Annotated in this window: 20 protein-coding genes; 2 read left to right on the forward strand and 18 right to left on the reverse strand. The window is 66.1% G+C overall.

Annotated elements, in window-relative coordinates; all coding sequences use genetic code 11:
• Positions 1-43: 43 nt before the first annotated feature.
• From infB to rimP, 4 genes are all read right to left on the reverse strand, one after another.
• On the reverse strand, positions 44-2,740 hold the full coding sequence (infB, locus tag J2R78_RS17550) for a translation initiation factor IF-2 (protein ID WP_225164079.1): 2,697 nt from the start codon (positions 2,738-2,740) through the stop codon (positions 44-46).
• A 107-nt stretch (positions 2,741-2,847) separates the two neighbouring features.
• On the reverse strand, positions 2,848-3,534 hold the full coding sequence (locus J2R78_RS17555) for an RNA-binding protein (protein ID WP_069278999.1): 687 nt from the start codon (positions 3,532-3,534) through the stop codon (positions 2,848-2,850).
• Between the two features lie 15 nt (positions 3,535-3,549).
• Entirely contained in the window at positions 3,550-5,166 is a 1,617-nt protein-coding gene (gene nusA, locus J2R78_RS17560) for a transcription termination factor NusA (RefSeq protein WP_057015297.1), read from the reverse strand.
• A 3-nt stretch (positions 5,167-5,169) separates the two neighbouring features.
• The gene (gene rimP / locus J2R78_RS17565) at positions 5,170-5,958 is read right to left on the reverse strand and encodes a ribosome maturation factor RimP (RefSeq protein WP_253605842.1); all 789 of its coding nucleotides are present in this window, start codon (positions 5,956-5,958) and stop codon (positions 5,170-5,172) included.
• A gap of 347 nt (positions 5,959-6,305) precedes the next feature.
• Here rimP and J2R78_RS17570 point away from each other — a divergent pair, with 347 nt between their 5' ends.
• Complete coding sequence (locus tag J2R78_RS17570) at positions 6,306-7,376, forward strand: DUF2336 domain-containing protein (protein WP_253605844.1); 1,071 nt, start codon at positions 6,306-6,308, stop codon at positions 7,374-7,376.
• A gap of 217 nt (positions 7,377-7,593) precedes the next feature.
• Positions 7,594-8,436: a phytanoyl-CoA dioxygenase family protein gene (locus tag J2R78_RS17575; protein WP_253605846.1), complete on the forward strand. Its 843-nt coding sequence runs from the start codon at positions 7,594-7,596 to the stop codon at positions 8,434-8,436.
• A 92-nt stretch (positions 8,437-8,528) separates the two neighbouring features.
• Here the strand turns inward: J2R78_RS17575 and trmB are convergent, their stop codons facing one another.
• The 14 genes from trmB to J2R78_RS17645 form a co-directional block, all read right to left on the reverse strand.
• Positions 8,529-9,269 carry a tRNA (guanosine(46)-N7)-methyltransferase TrmB gene (trmB, locus tag J2R78_RS17580; RefSeq protein ID WP_253605848.1) on the reverse strand — a complete coding sequence of 247 codons (741 nt, stop codon included), beginning with the start codon at positions 9,267-9,269 and terminating at the stop codon, positions 8,529-8,531.
• Positions 9,266-10,390: a M20 family metallopeptidase gene (locus J2R78_RS17585; protein WP_253605850.1), complete on the reverse strand. Its 1,125-nt coding sequence runs from the start codon at positions 10,388-10,390 to the stop codon at positions 9,266-9,268. Before J2R78_RS17585 ends, trmB begins: the two co-directional genes overlap by 4 nt.
• A gap of 179 nt (positions 10,391-10,569) precedes the next feature.
• Positions 10,570-10,986, reverse strand: a complete 417-nt coding sequence (locus J2R78_RS17590) for a helix-turn-helix domain-containing protein (RefSeq protein ID WP_028335515.1) — start codon at positions 10,984-10,986, stop codon at positions 10,570-10,572.
• A gap of 261 nt (positions 10,987-11,247) precedes the next feature.
• Positions 11,248-12,861 carry an apolipoprotein N-acyltransferase gene (lnt, locus tag J2R78_RS17595; RefSeq protein WP_253605852.1) on the reverse strand — a complete coding sequence of 538 codons (1,614 nt, stop codon included), beginning with the start codon at positions 12,859-12,861 and terminating at the stop codon, positions 11,248-11,250.
• Positions 12,858-13,970: a hemolysin family protein gene (locus J2R78_RS17600; RefSeq protein WP_253605854.1), complete on the reverse strand. Its 1,113-nt coding sequence runs from the start codon at positions 13,968-13,970 to the stop codon at positions 12,858-12,860. Before J2R78_RS17600 ends, lnt begins: the two co-directional genes overlap by 4 nt.
• A gap of 1 nt (position 13,971) precedes the next feature.
• On the reverse strand, positions 13,972-14,469 hold the full coding sequence (gene ybeY, locus J2R78_RS17605; RefSeq protein ID WP_212057937.1) for an rRNA maturation RNase YbeY: 498 nt from the start codon (positions 14,467-14,469) through the stop codon (positions 13,972-13,974).
• Positions 14,470-14,537: 68 nt separating this feature from the next.
• On the reverse strand, positions 14,538-15,608 hold the full coding sequence (locus J2R78_RS17610; protein WP_375166712.1) for a PhoH family protein: 1,071 nt from the start codon (positions 15,606-15,608) through the stop codon (positions 14,538-14,540).
• A 5-nt stretch (positions 15,609-15,613) separates the two neighbouring features.
• Positions 15,614-17,002, reverse strand: coding sequence for a tRNA (N6-isopentenyl adenosine(37)-C2)-methylthiotransferase MiaB (miaB, locus tag J2R78_RS17615; RefSeq protein WP_253605860.1), 1,389 nt, complete (start codon positions 17,000-17,002; stop codon positions 15,614-15,616).
• Between the two features lie 178 nt (positions 17,003-17,180).
• Positions 17,181-17,861 (reverse strand): HAD family hydrolase, encoded by a 681-nt coding sequence (locus J2R78_RS17620; protein ID WP_253605861.1) that lies wholly within the window; start codon positions 17,859-17,861, stop codon positions 17,181-17,183.
• Positions 17,862-17,866: 5 nt separating this feature from the next.
• Complete coding sequence (locus J2R78_RS17625) at positions 17,867-18,319, reverse strand: Fur family transcriptional regulator (RefSeq protein WP_016840396.1); 453 nt, start codon at positions 18,317-18,319, stop codon at positions 17,867-17,869.
• A gap of 77 nt (positions 18,320-18,396) precedes the next feature.
• The gene (rimI, locus tag J2R78_RS17630; RefSeq protein ID WP_057015309.1) at positions 18,397-18,882 is read right to left on the reverse strand and encodes a ribosomal protein S18-alanine N-acetyltransferase; all 486 of its coding nucleotides are present in this window, start codon (positions 18,880-18,882) and stop codon (positions 18,397-18,399) included.
• Positions 18,879-19,574 (reverse strand): tRNA (adenosine(37)-N6)-threonylcarbamoyltransferase complex dimerization subunit type 1 TsaB, encoded by a 696-nt coding sequence (gene tsaB, locus J2R78_RS17635; protein ID WP_253605863.1) that lies wholly within the window; start codon positions 19,572-19,574, stop codon positions 18,879-18,881. The genes rimI and tsaB overlap by 4 nt, the downstream gene beginning before the upstream one ends.
• An 88-nt stretch (positions 19,575-19,662) precedes the next feature.
• Entirely contained in the window at positions 19,663-20,232 is a 570-nt protein-coding gene (locus J2R78_RS17640; protein WP_253605865.1) for a NifU family protein, read from the reverse strand.
• Between the two features lie 201 nt (positions 20,233-20,433).
• On the reverse strand, positions 20,434-20,928 hold the full coding sequence (locus J2R78_RS17645) for a universal stress protein (protein ID WP_028335525.1): 495 nt from the start codon (positions 20,926-20,928) through the stop codon (positions 20,434-20,436).
• Between the last annotated feature and the right edge of the window lie 40 nt (positions 20,929-20,968).

Raw genomic sequence — 20,968 nt, forward strand, 5'->3', positions numbered from 1 at the left:
GGACCCAACGCCTAGCAAGATCTGCGCTTCGTAAGATTTGGACTTACAGAGAGCGCTGGATCGTCTCGATGCGGTAACATTCGATCACGTCGCCGACACGCATGTCGCCGTAGTTCTCGAACGCCATGCCACACTCCTGGCCGGCGACCACTTCCTTCACTTCATCCTTGAAGCGCTTCAGCGTCGACAGCTTGCCTTCGTGCACCACGACGTTGTCGCGGATCAGGCGAACATTGGCGCCGCGTTCCACGGTGCCGTCGGTGACGCGGCAACCCGCGACCTTGCCGACCTTGGAAATGTTGAACACTTCCAGGATCTGCGCGTTGCCCAGCATGGTTTCGCGCAGCGTGGGCGCGAGCAGGCCGGACATCGCCTTTTTGATGTCATCCACGAGGTCGTAGATGATGTTGTAGTAGCGGATTTCGATGCCGTTGCGCTTGGCCGCAGCCGCCGCTTCCTTGTTGGCTCGGACCGAGAAGCCGATGATCGCGGCGTTGAAGCCTTCCGCCAGCGTGACGTCGGACTCCGAGATGCCGCCGACGCCGGCATGCAGGATGCGGGCGGCGACTTCGTCGGTGCCGAGCTTCTCGAGCGAGCCCAGGATCGCTTCCAGCGAGCCCTGCACGTCGGCCTTGACGATCAGCGGGAACTCCTTGCGGCCCGCGGTCTTGAGCTGCGACATCATCTGCTCGAGCGAGCCGCGCATGCCCGAGATCGAGGCCGCGGCATTCTCGCGCTTCTGGTGCGCGCGATAGCTCGTGACCTGACGGGCGCGGGCTTCGTTCTCGACAACAGCGAGACGATCGCCGGCTTCCGGCGGACCGTTGAAGCCGAGCACCTCGACCGGCACCGAAGGGCCGGCCTCTTCGAGATTCTCGCCCTGGTCGGAGATCAGCGCGCGGACGCGGCCCATCTCGGCGCCGGCCACGATGATGTCGCCGACGCGCAGCGTGCCGCGCTGCACCAGCACGGTCGCGACCGGACCGCGTCCGCGATCGAGCTTGGCTTCGATCACGGTGCCTTCCGCCGGACGCTCCGAGTTGGTCTTCAGGTCGAGGATTTCAGCCTGCAGCGCGATCATCTCGAGCAGCTTGTCGAGATTGGTCTTGTTCTTGGCCGAAACCTCGACGTCGACGACGTCGCCGCCGAGCGATTCGACCTGCACCTCGTACTGGAGCAACTCGGTGCGCACGCGCTCCGGCCGCGCATCCGGCTTGTCGATCTTGTTGATCGCCACGATCATCGGCACCTTGGCCGCTTTGGCGTGATTGATCGCCTCGATCGTCTGCGGCATCACGCCGTCATCGGCCGCGACCACCAGCACGACGATGTCGGTGACCTTGGCGCCGCGGGCGCGCATCGCGGTGAACGCGGCGTGGCCGGGCGTGTCGATGAAGGTGATCTTGGTGCCGCTCTCGGGCGACAGCACCTGGTAGGCGCCGATATGCTGGGTGATGCCGCCGGCTTCGCCCGATACGACGTTGGCGTGGCGCAGCGCGTCGAGCAGCGAGGTCTTGCCGTGGTCGACGTGACCCATGACGGTGACTACCGGCGAGCGCGGCTCGGTGTCGGTGGAATTGTCGACGACGTCGAACAGGCCCTCTTCCACGTCGGACGCCGCGACGCGCTTGACGCTGTGGCCGAGTTCTTCGGCGATCAGTTGCGCGGTGTCGGCATCGATCACGTCGGTGATCTTGTGCATCGCGCCCTGCTTCATCAGCATGCGGATGACGTCGACCGCGCGTTCCGACATGCGGTTCGCGAGTTCCTGGATCGTGATCGCTTCCGGAATGGTGACTTCGCGGATCAGCTTTTCCTTCGGTTCGTTCGACGCATGCCCCTTCAGGCGCTGGGTGCGGCGGCGGAACGAGGCGATCGAACGCTCGCGCACGTCGTCGGCGTTGAGCGCAGTGGTCAGAGTGAGGCGGCCGCGCTCCTTCTGCGGACCGGGCTTGTGGGTGGTCTTCGGAGCCGCGGCGGGGCGCACGGCGCCGCCGGGGCGGCGCACCAGGCGCGGACCTTCGTCTTCGTCCGGCCCGGCCGCAACTGCCGCCGGCCGCGGCGCAGAGGCTGGTGCGCGCGCGGTTGTCGTGGTGGTCGGGCGTGCTGCGGGCGCGCGGGCAGGCGGAGCAGACGCAGGTGCGGCTGTCGCGGGCCTGGCCGCTGTTGTGGCCGGAGCGCCGGGTTTGGCTTCGCCCTCGCCAAAGCGGCGCTTGGCCTCGACCTCGGCCTTGCGCTTGGCCTCTTCCTCGTGGCGGTGGCGCTCCTCTTCCGCCTTGCGGCGGGTTTCGGCGGCCTCGCGCTCGGCCTTCTCGGCAGCCTCGCGGACGGCGCGGCGCTTGGCTTCCTCTTCGGCCTGGCGGCGTTCCTCGATGTCGCGCTGACGGGCGTCGGCCAGCGCGCTGGCGCGCGCGGAACGCTCGTCCTCGGTCAGGGTCGGCAGCACCACGCCGGAGCGGGTGTTACGCTGCTGCTGGCCGGGGGGCGGGCCTGAGGGGCGGCCGAGCGGCGGCCTGGCGGCCGGCGCCGCAGGCTTTGCAACCACGGGTTCCGGCGCGTGCGCCTCGCCGGGACCATCGCCACCGACGCGACGCTTGCCGCGCTTCTCGACCACGACCTGCTTGGTCCGGCCGTGGCTGAAGCTCTGGCGCACGGTGCCCGTCTCGACGCGCGGCTTCAGCGACAACGTCTTGCTCGGGACACTCAAAGTCTTGTCGCCAGGGGTCTTGGTATCAACCATTCAGCAGTCCTAATCTCGTTTCGCTGTGCGTTTGCCGCACAAATCCTTCAACGTGTCGTCGTTTGCTGAGCATGACCGGTCGGAAAGACGGCGTCCGCCTTCCCGGATCACGCTCTGGAATTTCTGGCCGCTTCGGCGGTCTTGTCGTCGTCGGCCATCCGGTATCGGACCAGCATCTGGCAGCGCGACAGGAACGTCTTGCTCGCCGGGCCCGCGAGCAGCGCAGCATGTATCACATTTGACCGCCCAAGTGCCAAATCCAATTCTTCCGACGTCAAAACATTGACGACGGTGATTACCGGCGATTCACCACGTTTTTCGCCCCTTTGCCTCACGATCGCGTCCAATTTGCGGATTCCGTCCGCCGCGCCGTCGGAAGCGTGGATCAGGGCTGCAGTTTCGTTCCGGTTGAGTGCGTCCTCGACCTTGCCGAAGCCCGAAACCACCTGACCGGCCTTGGCGGCCATCGCCAGGGCCTCGGTGACGCTGCGCACCAGGAGGGTGTCGGTGTCTGTGGGAAGGGTCGGCGCGACGCGGACATCGCGCTTGAATCCCTTGCTAAATTGGTGACGGCGGACCGCTTCCGCAACGCTGCGCCGCGATGCGGAAACCCATAATCCGCGGCCGGGCAGCTTGCGCTTGAGATCCGGGATCACCTCGCCCGTGGGCGCAATGACGAACCGGATCAGCTCGTCGATCGGACGCACCTCGCGGCTGACCGCGCACATCCGCGTGGTCGCGGACTTCTGCGTCCGCGGCCCATCGTCGAGATCGGGGTCAGCCTGAGCCAGCATCCGTGGGGCATCTCCTTACGAAGCCGTCGTTTCTGCTTCGGCGGCCTCGGCCTCCTCGGCAGGCTTGGCGAGGTCGGCCTCGGTGATCCAGCCGGCCTTCAGACGGGCCTGCATGATCACGGCCTCGGCCTCGTCGCGCGAGATCTCGATGCCGTCGAGGAACCCGGCATGCTTGGTCGGCTCGCCGCCTTCCTTGCGCTCGGTCCAGCCGACCAGGTCGTCGGTGGCGCAACCGGCGAGATCCTCGACCGTCTTCACGTCGTTCTCGCCGAGCTTCACCAGCATCTTGCCGGTGATGCCGGGCACGTCCTTCATGGCGTCCTCGACGCCGAGTTCCTTGCGCTTGGCTTCCAGTTCCGCCTCAAGCTGTTCCAGATATTCGCGGGCGCGGGTCTGCAGCTCGGTGGCGGTCTCCTCGTCGAAACCCTCGATGCCCGCGAGTTCCTTGACGTCGACCAGCGCGAGTTCCTCGACCGAGGTGAAGCCTTCGGAGGCGAGCAGCTGGCCGACCACCTCGTCGACATTGAGCGCTTCCATGAACACGCGGGTCGAGTTCTCGAAGTCGGCCTGGCGGCGCTCCGACTCTTCCTGCTCGGTCAGGATGTCGATGTCCCAGCCGGTCAGCTGCGAGGCGAGGCGGACGTTCTGGCCGCGGCGGCCGATCGCAAGCGACAGCTGGTTATTGGTGTCGGGAACCACGACCTCGATACGCTCGCGGTCCTCGTCGATCACGACCTTGGCGACTTCAGCCGGCGCCAGCGCGTTGACGACGAAGGTCGCAATGTCGGGCGACCACGGGATGATGTCGATCTTCTCGCCCTGCAGCTCGTTCACCACGGCCTGCACGCGCGAGCCGCGCATGCCGACGCAGGCGCCGACCGGGTCGACCGAGGAATCGCGCGAGATCACGCCGATCTTGGCGCGCGAGCCCGGATCGCGGGCGACCGCCTTGATCTCGACGATGCCGTCGTAGATCTCCGGCACTTCCTGTGCGAACAGCTTCGCCATGAACTGCGGATGGGTGCGCGACAGGAAAATCTGCGGACCGCGGGTCTCGCGGCGGACGTCGAAGATATAGGCGCGGACGCGGTCGCCGTTGCGGAACACTTCGCGCGGCAGCATCTCGTCGCGGCGCACGATCGCTTCGCCACGGCCGAGGTCGACGATCACGCTGCCATATTCGACGCGCTTGACGATGCCGTTGACGATGTCGCCGATGCGGTCCTTGAATTCCTGGTACTGCCGGTCGCGCTCGGCCTCGCGCACCTTCTGCACGATCACCTGCTTGGCCGACTGCGCGGCGATGCGGCCATATTCCAGCGGCGGCAGCGTGTCGGCGATGGTGTCGCCGACCTGGGCGCCCGGATTGGCGCGCTGCGCGTCGTGCAGCGAAATCTGGTTGGAGGAGTTTTCGACGACGTCGACCACCAGCATGTGGCGGGTCAGCCGCAGCTCGCCCTTCTTGGCATCGATCTCGGCATGGACGTCGGTCTCGCTGCCGTAGCGGGCACGCGCGGCCTTGGCGATGGCGTCTTCCATCGCCGCGATCACGATGGAGCGGTCGATCGACTTTTCGCGCGCAACTGCGTCTGCGATCTGCAGCAGTTCGAGTTTGTTGGCGCTGACTGCCATGGCTTAGTCTCCTTCGGATGGATCGATCTCGCCACGGCGCGCGCGCTCGGCCGCCAGGCGGTGCTTTTTGGTGTTGGTCGGGGCCGGCTTCTTGCCGGGCTTGTGAGCAGGCTTATCACCAGGCTTGGGTTTCGGCTTCTGGCTCTTCGCCGGATCGCTCTTCTTGGCGTGGGCCGGCTGCGGCGGCGCGAGGCCGAGCTCGCGGCGCAGCTCGCGCTCGGCGGCCTTGCCGCGGCGCATCGATTCCTCGATCAATTCGTCGGTCAGCACCAGCCGCGCGTCCGAGATGTCCTCCATCACCAGGAGAACCTCGGCGTCCTCGTCGGGACGCGGATCGTCGCGCCTGATGCGCACCGCATCGCCCTCGACGCCGGCAAGCAGGCCGCGGAACCGCTTGCGGCCCTGATGCGCCACCGCCATCTCGATCTTCACGAGATGCCCGGTGTAGCGCTCGAAGTCGGAGCGGCGCACCAGCGGGCGGTCGATGCCGGGCGAAGAGATTTCCAGCCGGTAGGCGCGCTCGATCGGGTCGGCGACATCGAGCACCGGCGACAGCGCGCGCGAGATCGCTTCGCAATCCTCGAGCTGCATCGAGCCGTCGGGGCGCTCCGCCATGACCTGCACGGTGCAGCCGGCATCGCCCGAGACCTTGATGCGCACCAGGCGATAGCCCATGCCCTGCAGCACCGGGACCGCGACCGCGGCGACGCGCGCCGCAACCCCGGGCTCGACGACGAGACGCGGCTCGGCGAGCAGTTCGGTGTCCACGGACGTGGCGGTCGGTTCGGTCATATCCAGTGTCAAAGGCTGTCTAGGGTCTTAAAGGCTGCTGAGGTCTGTTGTGTTGTTCAGGTGGCCTTAAGGGGCCGCTAACGCTACCCAAACCGGACCCGGCCTCGTTGGGTCCCGTCAGGTAATAAAAAAGAGCGGGTCCCGGGGGGCCCACTCTCCTACGCGATCGTATGAGATACCATAAGTTGCGCCGGATATAGCTCTTTTGCCCGGGTCCGGCAAGGCCCTCGGGTCCGGCGGGAGGCGATTTTACGGCTCTCCGGATGCCGGATTGATCTAACCCTCCGTTTACGAACGGGACCATAGATTGCCGAAAATCGGCAGAAGTCGCCGGTTGGACAAGGCCCATGACGACAGCCCCTGCGCTGATCCCGGAACTCGACGATATCGTTCGCCGCGGCGACCCCAAGCGCCGCGCCGAGGCCGCGCGGCGGCTCGGCGAGCTGTTCCTGCAGGGCGCCGCGAGCTTCCGTCCCGACCATATCGACCTGTTCGACGGGGTGCTGACCAGCCTGGTCCCGCATGCCGAGCTTGCTGCGCGGGTCGATCTCGCCGAACGGCTCGCGCTGCTCGCCAATGCGCCGCGGCATCTGGTCGGGCAGCTCGCCCGCGACGACGAGGTCGCGATCGCGGGGCCGCTGCTGCGCCGATCGCCGGTGATTGACGAAAAGGTGCTGGTCGAGATCGCCAATGCCAAGGGCCAGGGCCATCTGCTCGCGATGGCCGAGCGATCGAAGCTCTCGACTGCGCTGACCGACGTCCTCGTCCGACGCGGCGATCGCGACGTCATCCGATGCGCGGCCGGCAATGCGGGCGCGGCGTTCTCGGACGCCTCCTTCACGACGCTCGTGCAACGCGCCAGCCAGGACGGCGTGCTGACGCTGCGGATCGGCCGCCGCGATGATCTTCCGCCCGAGCATCTGAAGGGCCTGCTCGCCGGCTCGATCGACGTGATCCGCCGCCGTCTGCATGCCGTCGCCAAGCCGGAACGCCAAGCCGAGATCAAGCTGGCGATGACCGAGATCGAGGGCGTGATCGTTCAGGTCGAGGGCCGCGCTTTCACGGCCGCGCAGCGCGCCATCCTGGCGCTGCATCGCGCCGGCGAATTGAACGAGGCCGCGGTGGCCGGCTTCGCAAAGGCCTTCAAATATGAGGAATGCGTGGCGGCGCTCGCCGCGATGGCCGGCGTGAAAATCGTCACGCTCGATCGCCTGATCTCCGGCGACCGTTACGATCCGATCCTGATCGCCAGCAAGACGATCGGCTTCGAATGGCCGACCGTGCGCGCCCTGATCCTGATGCGGCTCGGGCCGAACCGCGTGCCGTCTCCTGCCGATATCGAAGGTGCGCGGGTGAATTTCGTGCGCCTGATGCCCTCGACGGCGCAGCGCGTCGTGGAGTTCTGGAAGTCGCGCTAGTTCACGCTAACTGCTCTTGGCTCCGTCATCCTGAGGAGCGCCGCAGGCGCGTCTCGAAGGATGCACGGCCACGCTGTTGCAGCCGGGCCGTCGTGCTTCGAGACGGCCGCTTTGCGGCCTCCTCAGCATGACGGATCATAGTGCACACTTCTCAAACCCAAAATCGTTCCGCTATGCTTTCCGCAAGGCGCGACACAGCGCCAACGGGGAGATTGCCATGCTGACGGACGCCGACATCCAATCGCAAGCCGCGCGGATCCGCGACGACGGATACACCGTGATCGAGCGCGCCGCCTCGCCCGATTTGGTCGAGGGGTTGAAGGCGGCGGTGCTGAGAATCGAGAGCGAGCACAATCTCGCACCTGCCAGGACGTCGTTCGAAGGCTTCAAGACGCTGCGCATCAACAACCTCCTGACCTATGACGATCTGTTCTGGGAGGTGCCGCTGCATGACAACGTGCTGCCGGTGGTCGAACGCGTGCTGGACAGGGAATGCCTGCTGTCGTCGTTCTGCTCGCTGGTGCTCGGGCCCGGCCAGGAAGCGCAGCCGATTCACGAAGACACCCAATTGATCCCGTTGCCGCGGCCGCACATCCCGATCACGATCAATGCGATCTGGGCGCTGTCCGATTTCCGCGAAGATAACGGCGCGACGCGGATCATCCCGCGCAGCCACAAATTCGATTCGTCGCCCGAATATGGCAAGGAGTACGACGCGGTCACCGCGACCATGCCGGCCGGCAGCGTGATGCTGTTCGACAGCGCGCTGTGGCATGGCGGCGGCGCCAACAGCAGCGACGCCAGGCGCTTTGCCTTCTCCTGCGCCTATTGCTGGGGCTGGATGCGGCAGCAGGAGAACCTGCAGCTCGGCATTCCGCGCGAGACCGCGGCCCGCTTTCCGCGCCGGCTGCAGGAATTGTGCGGCTACAGCGTCTACAAGGGCCAGTTCGGCCACATCGACAATCACGATCCGATCGAGCTGCTCGGCCGCGAGCGCGGCAAGCGGATGGTGTGGGAGGCGACCGACGTCAGGAAGGCGCGGCTGGCGGGGCAGGCGTGAAGATATCCGTCGTTCCGGGGCGATGCGAAGCATTGAACCCGGAATCTCGAGGTTCCGGGTTCGATGCTGCGCATCGCCCCGGAATGACGGCGTCAAGGCAAGCGCTTGAACCTCAAATACGCCGCCTTGCGCCCCTCGCGCTCGGCTTTGGCGCCGTAGCGCGTCATCGTGTAGTTCAGCCATGGCTGTTGCCAGTCGATCGCGCGCTCGGCGAGCCAGGCGAAGTCGGGCGAGCGCATCAGATGCGCCAGCGTCCAGGCGCAATAGTCGTCGATGTCGCTGACGAAGCGGAATTCGCCGCCCGGCGGCAGCAATCGTGTCATCGCAGCGACCGTCGCATCCTGCACGAAGCGCCGCTTCCAGTGCCGCCGCTTCGGCCAGGGATCGGGATGGATCAGGTCGATGCGCGCAAGCGAACGCGTCGGCGCCCAGGCCAGCAGTTCGGCCGCGTCGCCGGCGAACAGGCGGATATTGCCGATATTCAGCGCCTCGATCTGGGTCAGGATCTTCGCCATGCCGTTGACATAGGGCTCGCAGCCGATGAAGCCCGTGGTCGGAAAGGCCTGCGCCTCCGCGATCAGATGCTCGCCGCCGCCGAAGCCGATTTCGAGCCTGACATTCTCGATGCCGTCGTCGAACAACTCGGTCAGCGCCTCGGGCGCGGGCGCCGCGATGTCGACCGCCAGATGCGGCAGCAGAGTGTCGATCAGGTCGGCCTGGTGCGGGCGCAGCTTGTGGCCCTTGCGCCGTCCGAAGAACGAGCCGCGCGCATGCGTCATCGCGCCGTCGTCGGGGGAATCGCGATCGCCGCGGTCGCCTGGAGCCGGTGTCATCGCAGCGTTTGGTAGAGACGGTGGAGCAGCCGCGCGCGCGGCTCGATCGACGAGATGTAGAGCTGCTCGTAATGGGTATGCGCGCCCTTGCCGTCGACGCCGAGGCCGTCGAGGGTCGCGGTGTGCGGCGCGGTGAAATTGCCGTCGGAGCCGCCGCCGGTGAACACATCCGCCAGCTCGAAGCCGAGCTCGGCGGCCAGCCCCCTGGCGTGCTCGTAGAGTGCGGCGCCGGCGTTGCTTTTCTCATAGGGCGGACGGTTCAATTCGCCCGATATCTTCACGCTGACGCCCTCGGTGCGCGAGGTGATCCCGAGGATCTTCGGCACCAGCTCGTCGGCGTCGGCCATGGTCGGCACGCGCATGTCGACTTCCGCATAGGCCTCTTCGGCGATCACGTTCGGCTTGGTGCCGCCGCGGACGACACCGACATTGACGGTGACGCCGCGCTTGAGATCGTTCATCGCCTCCAGCGCCTGGATCACATTGCCGAGCTCCCGGATCGCGCTGCGGCCGTCCTCGGGGCGCGTGCCGGCATGCGCCGGCGCGCCCTTGATGAACACGTCGAAACGCGCAACGCCCTTGCGTCCGGTGACGATCTTGCCGCCGTCGCGCGCCGGCTCCGTCACCAGCACGTATTTGGCCTTGCGGCCCTCGGCCTCGATCAGCGCCCGCGAGGTCGGGCTGCCGATCTCCTCGTCCGATACGTAGAGCTGGGTGATGCCGAGCGGCGGGCGCGCGTCGTCGGCGCAGATCTGCCTGAACGCATGATGGGCGAGGTAGGCTCCGCCCTTCATGTCGTAGATGCCGGGGCCGAAGGCGCTGTCGCCGTCGACCTTGAATGGTAACCGTTCGATGAATCCCATCGGATGAACTGTGTCGAGATGGCTCAGCACCAGGATGCCCGGCGCGTCCTGGCCCCAGGACGAGCGCGTCACCAGGTGATCGCCGCAGCCGTCGCGTCCCGCAATGCGCTCCACCGTGGCCGGCAGGTCGCGATAGCCCGACGCGACGAGATCAGCCAGCTTGTTGACCTGATCGGGCCGCTCGGTCGGAGATTCGATCTCGACCCAGCGGCGGATGCCGTCGAGAATCACGGCGGTTTCGAACGGATTGCTGGACATGCTGTTGTCGTCGCCTGTGAATTCGCTTTGTCATTGCGCGCACGCGCCGAAGCACGATCAGGAATCATGCTCAAAGGAGGCGCTCAAGCGCGATGATGCTCAAGCTGAGCTCATCGCGTTGGCGCGCGCCGGAATGGCATATTCCAGATTTGACGATCTCTCAAACGGATATGGCTGAATCAGGCCTGCTCGGCCGCCTCGCGCGCCGCGATCTGCTCGACAAGTTCGACGATGCTGCGGCGGAGCTTGGCGTCCGCAATCCGCGTGAAGGCGCGGGTCAGGGCCAGGCCCTCGGCGGTTGCCAGAAAATCGGAGACGTAGGTCGGCGAGGCACCCTCGCTGAAGCCGTCGGCGGTCTTGACCCCGCTCGGGCCGCCGTCGAACAGGAAGGAGACCGGCACCTGCAGGATTTCGGAGATCTGCTGCAGCCGGCTGGCGCCGACGCGGTTGGTGCCCTTCTCGTATTTCTGCACCTGCTGGAACGTCAGGCCTAGCGCCTCGCCCAGCTTCTCCTGGCTCATGCCGAGCATGATGCGTCGCATACGGACGCGGCTGCCGACATATTTGTCAACAGGATTGGGCGCTTTGGTGGACATCTCCAACTCTCCTAAGGGATTGCGCGCCCGTGGATGAGGCAAGTTGGAAGTGGAGTATGCCTCAGGCGCCGGTGCCGTCAAATCCTGCAAGGAGGATCGGGACGAAATGCGGACAATTTGCGCAAAGGGGCTGACTTGGCTTGTGATTTCGCGTGGACCCGTACAATGCGAAGTGCACGGTCGATCTGTCAACTGGTGGAATCATACTGAGGTAAATTTCGACGTTTTTTCGGGTTCGCGACAACCGGCGATATGCGGTCGTCAGGGTTTTCGCCTCACAAACCGCCGCCGCAACACGAACGCCAGGGCTGTGATCACAATCACAGCGGCGGGGACGTTCCCGACACGCGCATAGATCGTCGGCGCGATGGCCGCCGGCAGGCCGACATCGAGCACGCCTTCGATGCCGAGCCCGAGTTGCGCGACGATCCGGCCAACCGGGTCGATGACGGCCGAGACGCCCGTATTCGCGGCGCGGACCATCGGCAAGCCTTCCTCGATGGTGCGCAGCCGGGCCTGTTGCAGGTGCTGGTAAGGGCCCGTCGAAATTCCGAACCATCCGTCATTGGTGACATTGACGATCCAGCCGGGACGGTCGTCGCGGCTCACGACGTTGCCGGGAAAGATCGCCTCGTAGCAGATCAGCGGCAGGGCGCGTGGTGCATTCGGAATATCGAGCGTCCGGCGAATCGTGCCGGGAATGTAGCCGCCCTGCACCTTGGTGAGCTGCACGAAGCCGAGCCTCTCCATCCAGTCCTGGAACGGCAGATATTCTCCGAACGGGACAAGATGCAGCTTGTCGTAGACCGCGAGCACGCTGCCGTCGTGGTCGATGACGTAGACGGAATTATAGGCGCGCGTGACGCGGACGCCGGGCGGCAGATCGGGCGCGCGCACCGAACCGGTGATCAGCACGGTTCCCTTCGGCAGCAGGTCGGCGATCTGCGCCATCGCGTCGGCTTCCTTGGTCAGGAAGAACGGAAACGCGGATTCCGGCCAGATCAGGATGGTGGCATCCTTCACGCCGGTGGCATGCGGCCCGGAGGCGCGATCCGACAGAGTGAGATATTTCTGCATCACCGCCGCCCTGGCGGAGTAGTTGAACTTGGCGTCCTGCTGCAAATCGGGCTGCATGATGCGCAGCTTGACGCCATCGACCATCCTGGTCGGCTGCTGCGCGAGGCGGATCACGCCGAACGCCAGCATCGCCACCAGCACCAGCACCGCGGCCACCGGCGCGCGCCACGGCTTGCGGCCGCGCGAGCCGCCGTCGATCAACACGGCCGGGCTTGCGAAGATCGCGACGGCCAGGAACGTCATGCCCCACAGCCCGATCAGTGACGCAGTTTGTGCCATCGCCAGCGGCTCGGTCAGTGCGTAGCCGAACGCATTCCACGGAAAGCCGCTGAGGAGATGGCCGCGCAGCCATTCCGAAATCGTCAGGCTGACCGCGAGCGCCAGCACGCGCGAGGCATCGCGCGGCCAGATCAGCCGCGCCAGCCCGAAGCCGAACGCGGTGAACAAAGCGAGATAGGCAGGCAGGCCGAGCACCGCGAACGGCGTCAGCCAGGCGAAGGTGTCCGCATCGACGAAGAAGGCGTAGCCGATCCAGTACAGCCCCGGCACGAAATAGCCGAGGCCGAACCAGAAGCCGGACAGCGCCGCGGCGGGCACGCCGCGCCAGCGGCCGGCCGCGCTGCCGTCGATCAGCCAGACCGCGATGGAAAAGGTGAGAAACAGAACCGGCCAGGCGTTGAACGGCGCCATCGCCAGCGCAGACAGCGCGCCGGCCGCGAGCGCGAGGACGGCGCGTTTCCATCCCCAGGTCAGGATGATTGCAAGGCCGATCGATCGGAGCTTGTCGGACAGCCTCACTGCGGACCGGCTCCCTCGCCGGGCGGCGGCAGGTTGTCATTCGCCTGCGGGTTTCCGGAGTCCGGCGCCTGCTCGCGGCGCCGCTCGCGCTCCTTGCGTGGCGTCGGCCGTTCCTTGCGCGCGCTGATGCGCACGCGCTTGACCCGCCGCGGATCGGCGTCGAGCACCTCGACCTCGTAATTGCCGGGTCCCGAAATCACCTCGCCGCGCACCGGCAGGCGCCCGACGAACGATACGAGATAGCCGCCGAGCGTCTCGACCTCCTCGCCGGCGTCGCCGATCACGAAATCCTCGCCGATCACCGAGCGGACATCGTCGAGGCTGGCGCGTGCATCGGCGATGAAGGAGTTGTCCGGCTGGCGCACGATGGACGGCGGCTCGTCCGAATCGTGCTCGTCGTCGATCTCGCCGACGATCTGCTCGACGATATCCTCGATCGACACCAGCCCGTCGGTGCCGCCATATTCGTCGACCACCAGCGCGAGATGGATCCGCGAGGCCTGCATCTGCGCCAACAGGTCGATCGCGCGCATCGATGGTGGGATATAGAGCAGCTTGCGGATGATATTGGCTTCCGACAGCGGCAGCGCGAGGTCGACGCTGCGCAGATCGAGCCCGGCCGGGAACGGCTTCTTGCGCTTCGTCTTGGTCGCGTCGGTGACGCGGGCCTTCACAGTCATGAAGGCGAGCAGGTCGCGGATGTGCACCATGCCCTCGGGGTCGTCGAGGGTCTCGTTGTAGACGACGAGCCGCGAATGCGCCGCGCTCTCGAACAGGCTCATCAATTCGCCGAGCGGGATGTCGCGCTTGACCGCGACGATGTCGGCGCGGTGCACCATGACGTCGGCGATCCGCCGCTCGTTCAGCGACAGGATGTTGCGCAGCATGGTGCGCTCGATCGCCGAGAAGCCGACATCGTCGGGCGTCGAGGCGTCGAGCACCACCTGCAAATCGTCGCGCACCGAGCCGGCCTTCCAGCCGAACAGCGTGCGGATCGCGCGCACCAGCCAGCCCTCGGCCGCCGGGCGCTGCACCTCGCCCTCGTGCACCACGGCGGGCAGGTTGCTCACGTTGCGCGGGTTGTCGTGGGTCGGTTCGGAATCCGGCATGTCAGGCGATCCGATCCGCATAGGGGTCGGGAATGCCGAGAGAAGAGAGGATCTCGCGCTCGAGCGCCTCCATGTCCTCGGCATCGTCGTCGTTCTCGTGGTCGTAACCGATCAGGTGCAGGAAGCCATGCACCGCGAGATGGCTCAAATGGTGGTCGAACGGTTTCTGCTCTTCATCGGCTTCCCGCCGCGTCGTCTCATAGGCGATCGCGATGTCGCCGAGCATGCGCGGGGCGTCGTCAGGTCCGCCGGCGCCTTCGGGCTGCAGCGCCGGAAACGACAGCACATTGGTCGGCTTGTCGATGCTGCGCCAGTTGGCGTTGAGGGTGCGGATACCGGCATCGTCGGTCAGCATCACCGCAAGCTCGGCGTCGGCGACATCGGCATCGGCGATTTCAGCGGCAGCCTCGATGGCGCGGTGGATCACCGCGTCGGCATTGGGCTCGGCCTGCCAGCATTCGGCGGTGACGAGAACCTCGGTGGCAGGAAAAGCGGACACGTTGGTTTCAAAATCTGCGTTATGGCCGGATCCCGCATCGTGCGGGCTCGCGGCCGAAGCTATTGGTCTCAAGATCTGGCGTTTGCCGGCTTTTGCGGCAATCCCTCATAGGCGGCCACGATGCGCGCCACCAATTCATGGCGGATGACGTCTTCGGCCTTGAAATGCACCTGGGCGATGCCCTCGACGCCGTCGAGCAGCTTCACGGCTTCCGTGAGCCCCGAGGCCTGGCCATGCGGCAGGTCGACCTGCGACGGGTCGCCGGTGACGATCATCCGGCTGTTCTCGCCGAGACGCGTCAGGAACATCTTCATCTGCATCGTCGTGGTGTTCTGCGCCTCGTCGAGGATGATGGCGGCATTGGTCAGGGTGCGGCCGCGCATGAAGGCGAGCGGGGCGATCTCGATCTCGTTGCCCTGCAGCGCGCGCTCGACGACGCGGGCGTCCATCAGATCGTACAGCGCGTCATAGATCGGGCGCAGATACGGATCGACCTTCTCCTTGAGGTCGCCGGGCAGGAAGCCGAGCCGCTCGCCGGCCTCGACCGCGGGCCGCGTCAGGATGATGCGATCGACCTCCTTGCGCTCGAACAGCTGCGCGGCATGGGCGACTGCGAGCCAGGTCTTGCCGGTGCCGGCCGGGCCGATGCCGAACACCAGCTCATGCCGCTTCAGGGCGCGGATGTAGGAATCCTGCGCCGCGGTGCGGGCGCGCACCGGACGCTTGCGCAGATTGATGGTCTCGAAGGTCGGCTTGGCGGTCTTGTTGTCGAATTCGAACAGCGAGCCCTGTGCGATCACGGCGCGGATCGCGCCTTCGACCTCGCCCTGATCGAGGTCGTGTCCTTCGACGGCCTGCGCGTAGAGCGTCTCCAGCACGCGACGCGCCGCGTCGCAGCCGTCGCGGGAGCCTGCGATGGTCAGATGATTGCCGCGGGAATCGACCACGATGCCGAGCCGCCGCTCGATCAGCGCCAGATTTTGTCCGTAGGGGCCGACCAGCGCGGATGCCGCGCGGTTGTCGTCGAAATCGATGACGACCTGAGTTTCAGGGGGCCGGGTCTCAGGTGGCATTTGCATGTCGCGGTCAGGTTTGCGGCTGGGAGCGAGCGAAGACGAATCCGATGCGCTTTTGGGCAAGGATTTCAGGCTCCAATGGTCTGCGAAATGAGGCCGGGCGCGGGTCGCGTCGCGAGCTCGCCGATCATGCTGTAGCGCTCGAGGCTGTCGATCCTCACCGGGAGGACCTGGCCGATGATGTCGGGCGATGCCATCACATGGGCGGGCTGCAGATAGGCGGTGCGGCCGACGATCTGGCCCGGATTGCGCGCGGCGCGCTCGAACAGCACATCGACCGTTGTGCCAATCGCAGCCCGGTTGAAGGCCGATTGCTGGCTGTCGATCAATTCCTGAAGCCGCCCCAAGCGCTCGTCCATCTCGGCTGCTGACACTGTCTCCCGCATCTCCGCCGCCGGCGTGCCCGGCCGTGGCGAATATTTGAATGAATACGCCGCAGCGTATCCGATTTGCGTGACAAGCGCGAGGGTGGCGGAAAATTCTTCCGCGGTCTCTCCGGGGAAGCCCACGATAAAATCTGATGAAAAAGCAATGTCTTGCCGCGCGGCGCGGAACCGGTCGATGACGCGCCGGTAGTCATCGGCGGTATGTTTGCGGTTCATGGCGGCAAGGATCCGGTCCGACCCCGATTGCACCGGCAGGTGCACGAACGGCATCAGTTCGGGCAAATCGCGATGTGCCGCGATCAGGGCGTCGTCGACGTCGCGCGGATGGCTGGTCGAATAGCGCAGCCGCGCGACGCCGGGGATCTCGGCGAGGCGCTGCAACAATTTGCCGAGCGGCCAGACGCGGCCGTCGGCGCCTTCGCCATGATAGGCGTTGACGTTCTGTCCGATCAGCGTGAATTCGCGCACGCCATTGTCAGCGAGCTGCTTCACATCGTCGATGATCCTGGCGACCGGACGCGAGACTTCCGCGCCGCGCGTGTAGGGCACCACGCAGAAGGTGCAGAACTTGTCGCAACCTTCCTGCACCGTGACGAAGGCGGAAATGCCGCGGGCGCGGATCGCATCCGGCTTCGGCTGCGGCAGGAAGCCGAACTTGTTCTCGACCGGGAATTCCGTTTCCAGCGCGCGGCCGTTTGCCTTGGCGCGCTTCAAGAGCTCCGGCAGATGATGATAGCTCTGCGGCCCGACCACGATGTCGACGGTCGGCGCGCGATGGATGATCTCGGCGCCTTCGGCCTGCGCGACGCAGCCGGCGACCGCGATCTTCATTTCGCGGCCCGCCCGCGCAGCCTCGTCCTTGGCGACGCGCAGCCGGCCGAGCTCGGAATAGACCTTCTCCGACGCCTTCTCGCGGATGTGGCAAGTGTTGAGGATGACGAGGTCGGCGTCTTCGGCGCTCGCGGTCTCGACAAAGCCCTCGCCGGCCAGCGTGTCCGCCATGCGTTGCGCATCGTAGACATTCATCTGGCAGCCATAGGACTTGATGTGCAGCTTGCGCGGCGTCGTCATGGAACCCTGAGTGGAATGGAAACGGCGCCATCCGGGCGCCGGAGCTGAAATATAGCCTAAACCGGCGAAAATCCAGCTCTTCACCCGGTCATTCCGGGATGGTCCGAAGGACCAGACCCGGAATCTCGAGATTCCGGGTTCGCTCCCTTCGGTCGCGCCCCGGAATGACCTCGCAGGGTCAGTCAGCGCTCGCCGTGGCCCCCACCCGGGCGATCAAATCGGGCAATTTCCGCATATCGGCGAAGGTGACGGCCGCGCCGGCCTGGCGGAGCATCCCCTCGTGTTCCGCCGTGCAATGGCTGCCGCCGTAAAAACCGAGCACGGTCATCCCGGCGGCGCGGGCGCCGGTGACGCCGGCCACGCTGTCCTCGATCACGACGCAACGCGCGGGGGTGGCGCCCATCTGCGCCGCCGCGAACAGGAAGAGATCGGGCGCCGGCTTGCCGCGCTTGACCTGGGTGGCGGAGAAAATATGCGGCGCGAGCTGGTCGTAGAGCCCGGCGCAGGTCAAGCCGTGATGGATCTTTTCCGGCGTGCCGCTCGACGCCACGCATTTCGGTAAGCCGAGCGCGGCGATCGCCTCGCCGACATGCGCGATCGCGATGAGATCGTCGGCATAGAAGCTCAGCGTCGCGTGCTTGACCTCGGCCTCGAAGGTCTCGGGCAGCGCGCGGCCGATCTCGCTCTCGACGATCCGCCGCGCCTCGCGGTCGGACACGCCGAGGAAGCGCTTCAGCACGCCGTCGGGTGTAATCGGAAAGCCGTGCCGCGTCAGCGTCTCCGCATGCGCGCGACAGGAGATCACCTCGCTGTCGACCAGCACGCCGTCGCAATCGAAGATGACGAGGTCGAAATTCACCCGGCTTACGACTTGCTGTCTTCGTCGAGCGGGACGCAATACAGCTCGAGACGGTGATCGACCAGCTTGTAGCCGAGCTTGCGCGCGATCTCGGCCTGCAGCTTCTCGATTTCCTCGGAGGTGAACTCGATCACCTTGCCGTCGCGCAGATTGATCAGGTGGTCGTGATGGCTCTCGGGCATCTGCTCGTAGCGCGCGCGGCCCTCGCGGAAGTCGTGGCGCTCGATGATGCCGGCATCCTCGAACAGCTTGACGGTGCGATAGACGGTCGAGATCGAGATCTTGTCGTCGACCGCCACGCAGCGGCGATAGAGCTCCTCGACGTCAGGGTGATCCATGGCCTCCGCCAGCACGCGTGCGATCACACGGCGCTGTTCGGTCATGCGCATGCCGGTCGCGGCGCAGCGCGCCTCGATGCCGGTATTCTTCTGCGCAGGCGTGATTTTCACCGTCGTCATGGGTCCTTGGCAGGTCCTTGGCCAGTCCTTGGGCCTTGGATGGCAGAGCAGGGGGCTGTTCTGCCATCGCGCCGATGTTACGACAAGTCGCGGCGCATCAGAAGCGCGTTCAAATGTTCCCCGCCGGGCTGCTTGTAGTAGCGTTCGCGGCGGCCGATCACGCCGAATCCGGCCTTTTCGTAGAGCCGTCGCGCCGGCTGATTGTTCTCTTCCACCTCGAGGAAGATGGTGCGGATGCCGCGGCCGGCAAGATGGCCGAGATGGGTCAGCAGCAGGTCGCGCGACAGGCCGCGGCCGCGCTGATTGGAATCGATCGCAATCGACAGAATTTCGGCTTCGTCCGCTGCCATCCGTGAGACGGCAAAGCCGATCACCTTGCGTCCCTGCCGCAGCCGGTGCACCAGCGTGTTGCGCTCGGTCAGCATCGCCTCGAATTCGCCCTCGCCCCAGCCGCGATGAAACGACGCGCCGTGCAATTGCGCGAGCCGCGCCGCATCGCGCAGCGATGCAGGCTCGACCGCGGGCGGACCGCCGCCCCACCATCGTGACAGCCAGCCGATCATGTCGATCGCGGCGTGCTGATTTCGAGCCGGTCCTTCGGCGGCTTGGCGTCGGGCGCGCGCAGATAGAACGGCCGCGGCGGCGCGGTTTCAGGATCCACGGCCGCGCCGATCCAGGCGACCCAGGTAATATCGGGCGCGGGCTGCCGGTCGACCTTGACCGGCGGTGCGGCGTCGGCGGGCCAGCGCTCGGCGAGGATATCGGCGGCGTTGCCGACCAGATGCAGCGCGCCGTGTTGGGAGGCCTCGAGCGCTTCCGCGATCGGCGCCACCTTCGGCTTGATGATCGGACTGCCGTCGCCGCCGACCAGCTGGAAATAGACGTGATCATGCCGCGCATCGATCGCCGACAGGATCGCAGCCGCGCCATTCTCGGCGACGACAGGCGCAGCGTAGGCGGCGAGCGTCGACAGTCCGACCACCGGCTTTTCTGCGGCCAGCGCCAGGCCGCGCGCCGCCGAGAGGCCGACGCGCAGGCCCGTGAAACTGCCGGGGCCGGTGGTGACGGCGATGCGGTCGAGCCCGGCGAAGCCGATGCCGCTCTCTTTCATCACCCGAGCGATCAGCGGCATCAGCGCCTCGGCATGGCCGCGCTGCATCGCCTGCGATTCAATGGCGATTGTATTGCCGGAGGTGGTGTCGAGCACCGCCGCGGAGCAGGCGTCGAGCGCCGTATCGATGGCGAGAATCATCATGGGAGGGCGAATAGCGAATAGGGAATGGCGAACAGGGGTCTTGCGGAGAATGCTATTCGCGATTCGCCACTCGCCATTCGCCGCTCCATCACATCGGCCGGACTTCCTGCACGTCGGGCACGAAGTGCCGGAGCAGGTTCTGGATGCCGTGTTGCAGGGTTGCGGTCGATGACGGGCAGCCGGCGCAGGAGCCCTTCATGTTGAGGTAGACGATGCCGTCCTTGAAGCCGCGGAAGGTGATGTCGCCGCCGTCATTGGCAACCGCGGGACGCACGCGGGTCTCGATCAGGTCCTTGATCTGCTCGACCGTCTCGGCGTCGGCCTCGTCGAAGAACTCGTCTTCCTCATCGCGGGCGTCGTCGCTGGCCGCGGTGCCGTCGGCGAGCAGCGGCGCGCCGGACATGTAGTGCTCCATGATGGCGCCGAGGATCGCGGGCTTGAGGTGCTGCCAGTCGCCGTCCGCCTTGGTCACGGTGATGAAGTCGCCGCCGTAGAACACACCGGTGACGCCGGATACGGCGAACAGCCGTTCGGCGAGCGGCGAGCGCGCGGCGGACTCGGGCGAGGGGAATTCCATCGTCCCGCCGTCGAGCACCATGCGGCCCGGGATGAATTTCAGCGTGGCGGGATTGGGCGTGGCTTCGGTCTGAATGAACATCTGCTGTCTCCGGCGTCGCCGGTTCAAGGCCGGCGCGTTGGGTTCCATTATAGCGTTTTCGAGCGAAGTGACACCGGTTCGCGAAGAAAACGCGTCAAATCAAGGAGTCAGATGGCAACTAAAAAGCCCGCGATCAAGCCGCAAAACCGCGGTTCCAGGCGCATACCCATGCCCGGAAGCGGGTCCGGCGCCGGTAACGCGCTAGGACAGGGCGTCGATCTCGGCGTCGGTCAGGCCGCCGGGTACGATGGTCACCGGGATCGGGAATGCCCCCATGGTCTTGGCCATGGTGGTAATGATCGGCCCGGGCCCCTCGGCACCCGGGTTGGCGGCCAGCACCAGCGCTGCGATATCGACGTCCTTGTCGATCACGTCGAGGATCTGTTCGATCGGGTCGCCCTCGCGAATCACCCGCTCCGGGGTGATCGCGGCGATGCCGTTGGCGCGGCCGGCGGCGCGGTCGAGTGCCTCATTGGCGGCCTCCTCGGCCTCCGCGCGCATGATGTCGGCGACCCCGAGCCATTGCTGGTTCTGGTCCTCGGTCTCGATCACCCGCAGCATCACGACGCCGCCGCCGACCCGGATCGCCCACCGGCTGGCGTAATAGACCGCGCGGTCCCATTCCGCAGTGTCGTCAACGATGACGAGGCATTTCGGCTTGTGACCTGACTCGTAGCTGCGTCGCTGGGTGGTCATGCATGTCCCGGTGCTGAACCAAACCAACCCATGGTGCCAT

Source organism: Bradyrhizobium sp. USDA 4538 (genome assembly GCF_024171045.1).
Taxonomy (GTDB): Bacteria; Pseudomonadota; Alphaproteobacteria; order Rhizobiales; family Xanthobacteraceae; genus Bradyrhizobium; species Bradyrhizobium australafricanum.

Bases quoted from the DNA above. Each gene is read 5' to 3' on its own strand.
- infB (WP_225164079.1), bottom strand. From the start codon at position 2,740: ATGGTTGATACCAAGACCCCTGGCGACAAGACTTTGAGTGTCCCGAGC.
- J2R78_RS17555 (WP_069278999.1), bottom strand. From the start codon at position 3,534: ATGCTGGCTCAGGCTGACCCCGATCTCGACGATGGGCCGCGGACGCAG.
- nusA (WP_057015297.1), bottom strand. From the start codon at position 5,166: ATGGCAGTCAGCGCCAACAAACTCGAACTGCTGCAGATCGCAGACGCA.
- rimP (WP_253605842.1), bottom strand. From the start codon at position 5,958: ATGACCGAACCGACCGCCACGTCCGTGGACACCGAACTGCTCGCCGAG.
- J2R78_RS17570 (WP_253605844.1), top strand. From the start codon at position 6,306: ATGACGACAGCCCCTGCGCTGATCCCGGAACTCGACGATATCGTTCGC.
- J2R78_RS17575 (WP_253605846.1), top strand. From the start codon at position 7,594: ATGCTGACGGACGCCGACATCCAATCGCAAGCCGCGCGGATCCGCGAC.
- trmB (WP_253605848.1), bottom strand. From the start codon at position 9,269: ATGACACCGGCTCCAGGCGACCGCGGCGATCGCGATTCCCCCGACGAC.
- J2R78_RS17585 (WP_253605850.1), bottom strand. From the start codon at position 10,390: ATGTCCAGCAATCCGTTCGAAACCGCCGTGATTCTCGACGGCATCCGC.
- J2R78_RS17590 (WP_028335515.1), bottom strand. From the start codon at position 10,986: ATGTCCACCAAAGCGCCCAATCCTGTTGACAAATATGTCGGCAGCCGC.
- J2R78_RS17600 (WP_253605854.1), bottom strand. From the start codon at position 13,970: ATGCCGGATTCCGAACCGACCCACGACAACCCGCGCAACGTGAGCAAC.
- miaB (WP_253605860.1), bottom strand. From the start codon at position 17,002: ATGACGACGCCGCGCAAGCTGCACATCAAGTCCTATGGCTGCCAGATG.
- J2R78_RS17625 (WP_016840396.1), bottom strand. From the start codon at position 18,319: ATGACGACGGTGAAAATCACGCCTGCGCAGAAGAATACCGGCATCGAG.
- rimI (WP_057015309.1), bottom strand. From the start codon at position 18,882: ATGATCGGCTGGCTGTCACGATGGTGGGGCGGCGGTCCGCCCGCGGTC.
- tsaB (WP_253605863.1), bottom strand. From the start codon at position 19,574: ATGATGATTCTCGCCATCGATACGGCGCTCGACGCCTGCTCCGCGGCG.
- J2R78_RS17640 (WP_253605865.1), bottom strand. From the start codon at position 20,232: ATGTTCATTCAGACCGAAGCCACGCCCAATCCCGCCACGCTGAAATTC.
- J2R78_RS17645 (WP_028335525.1), bottom strand. From the start codon at position 20,928: ATGACCACCCAGCGACGCAGCTACGAGTCAGGTCACAAGCCGAAATGC.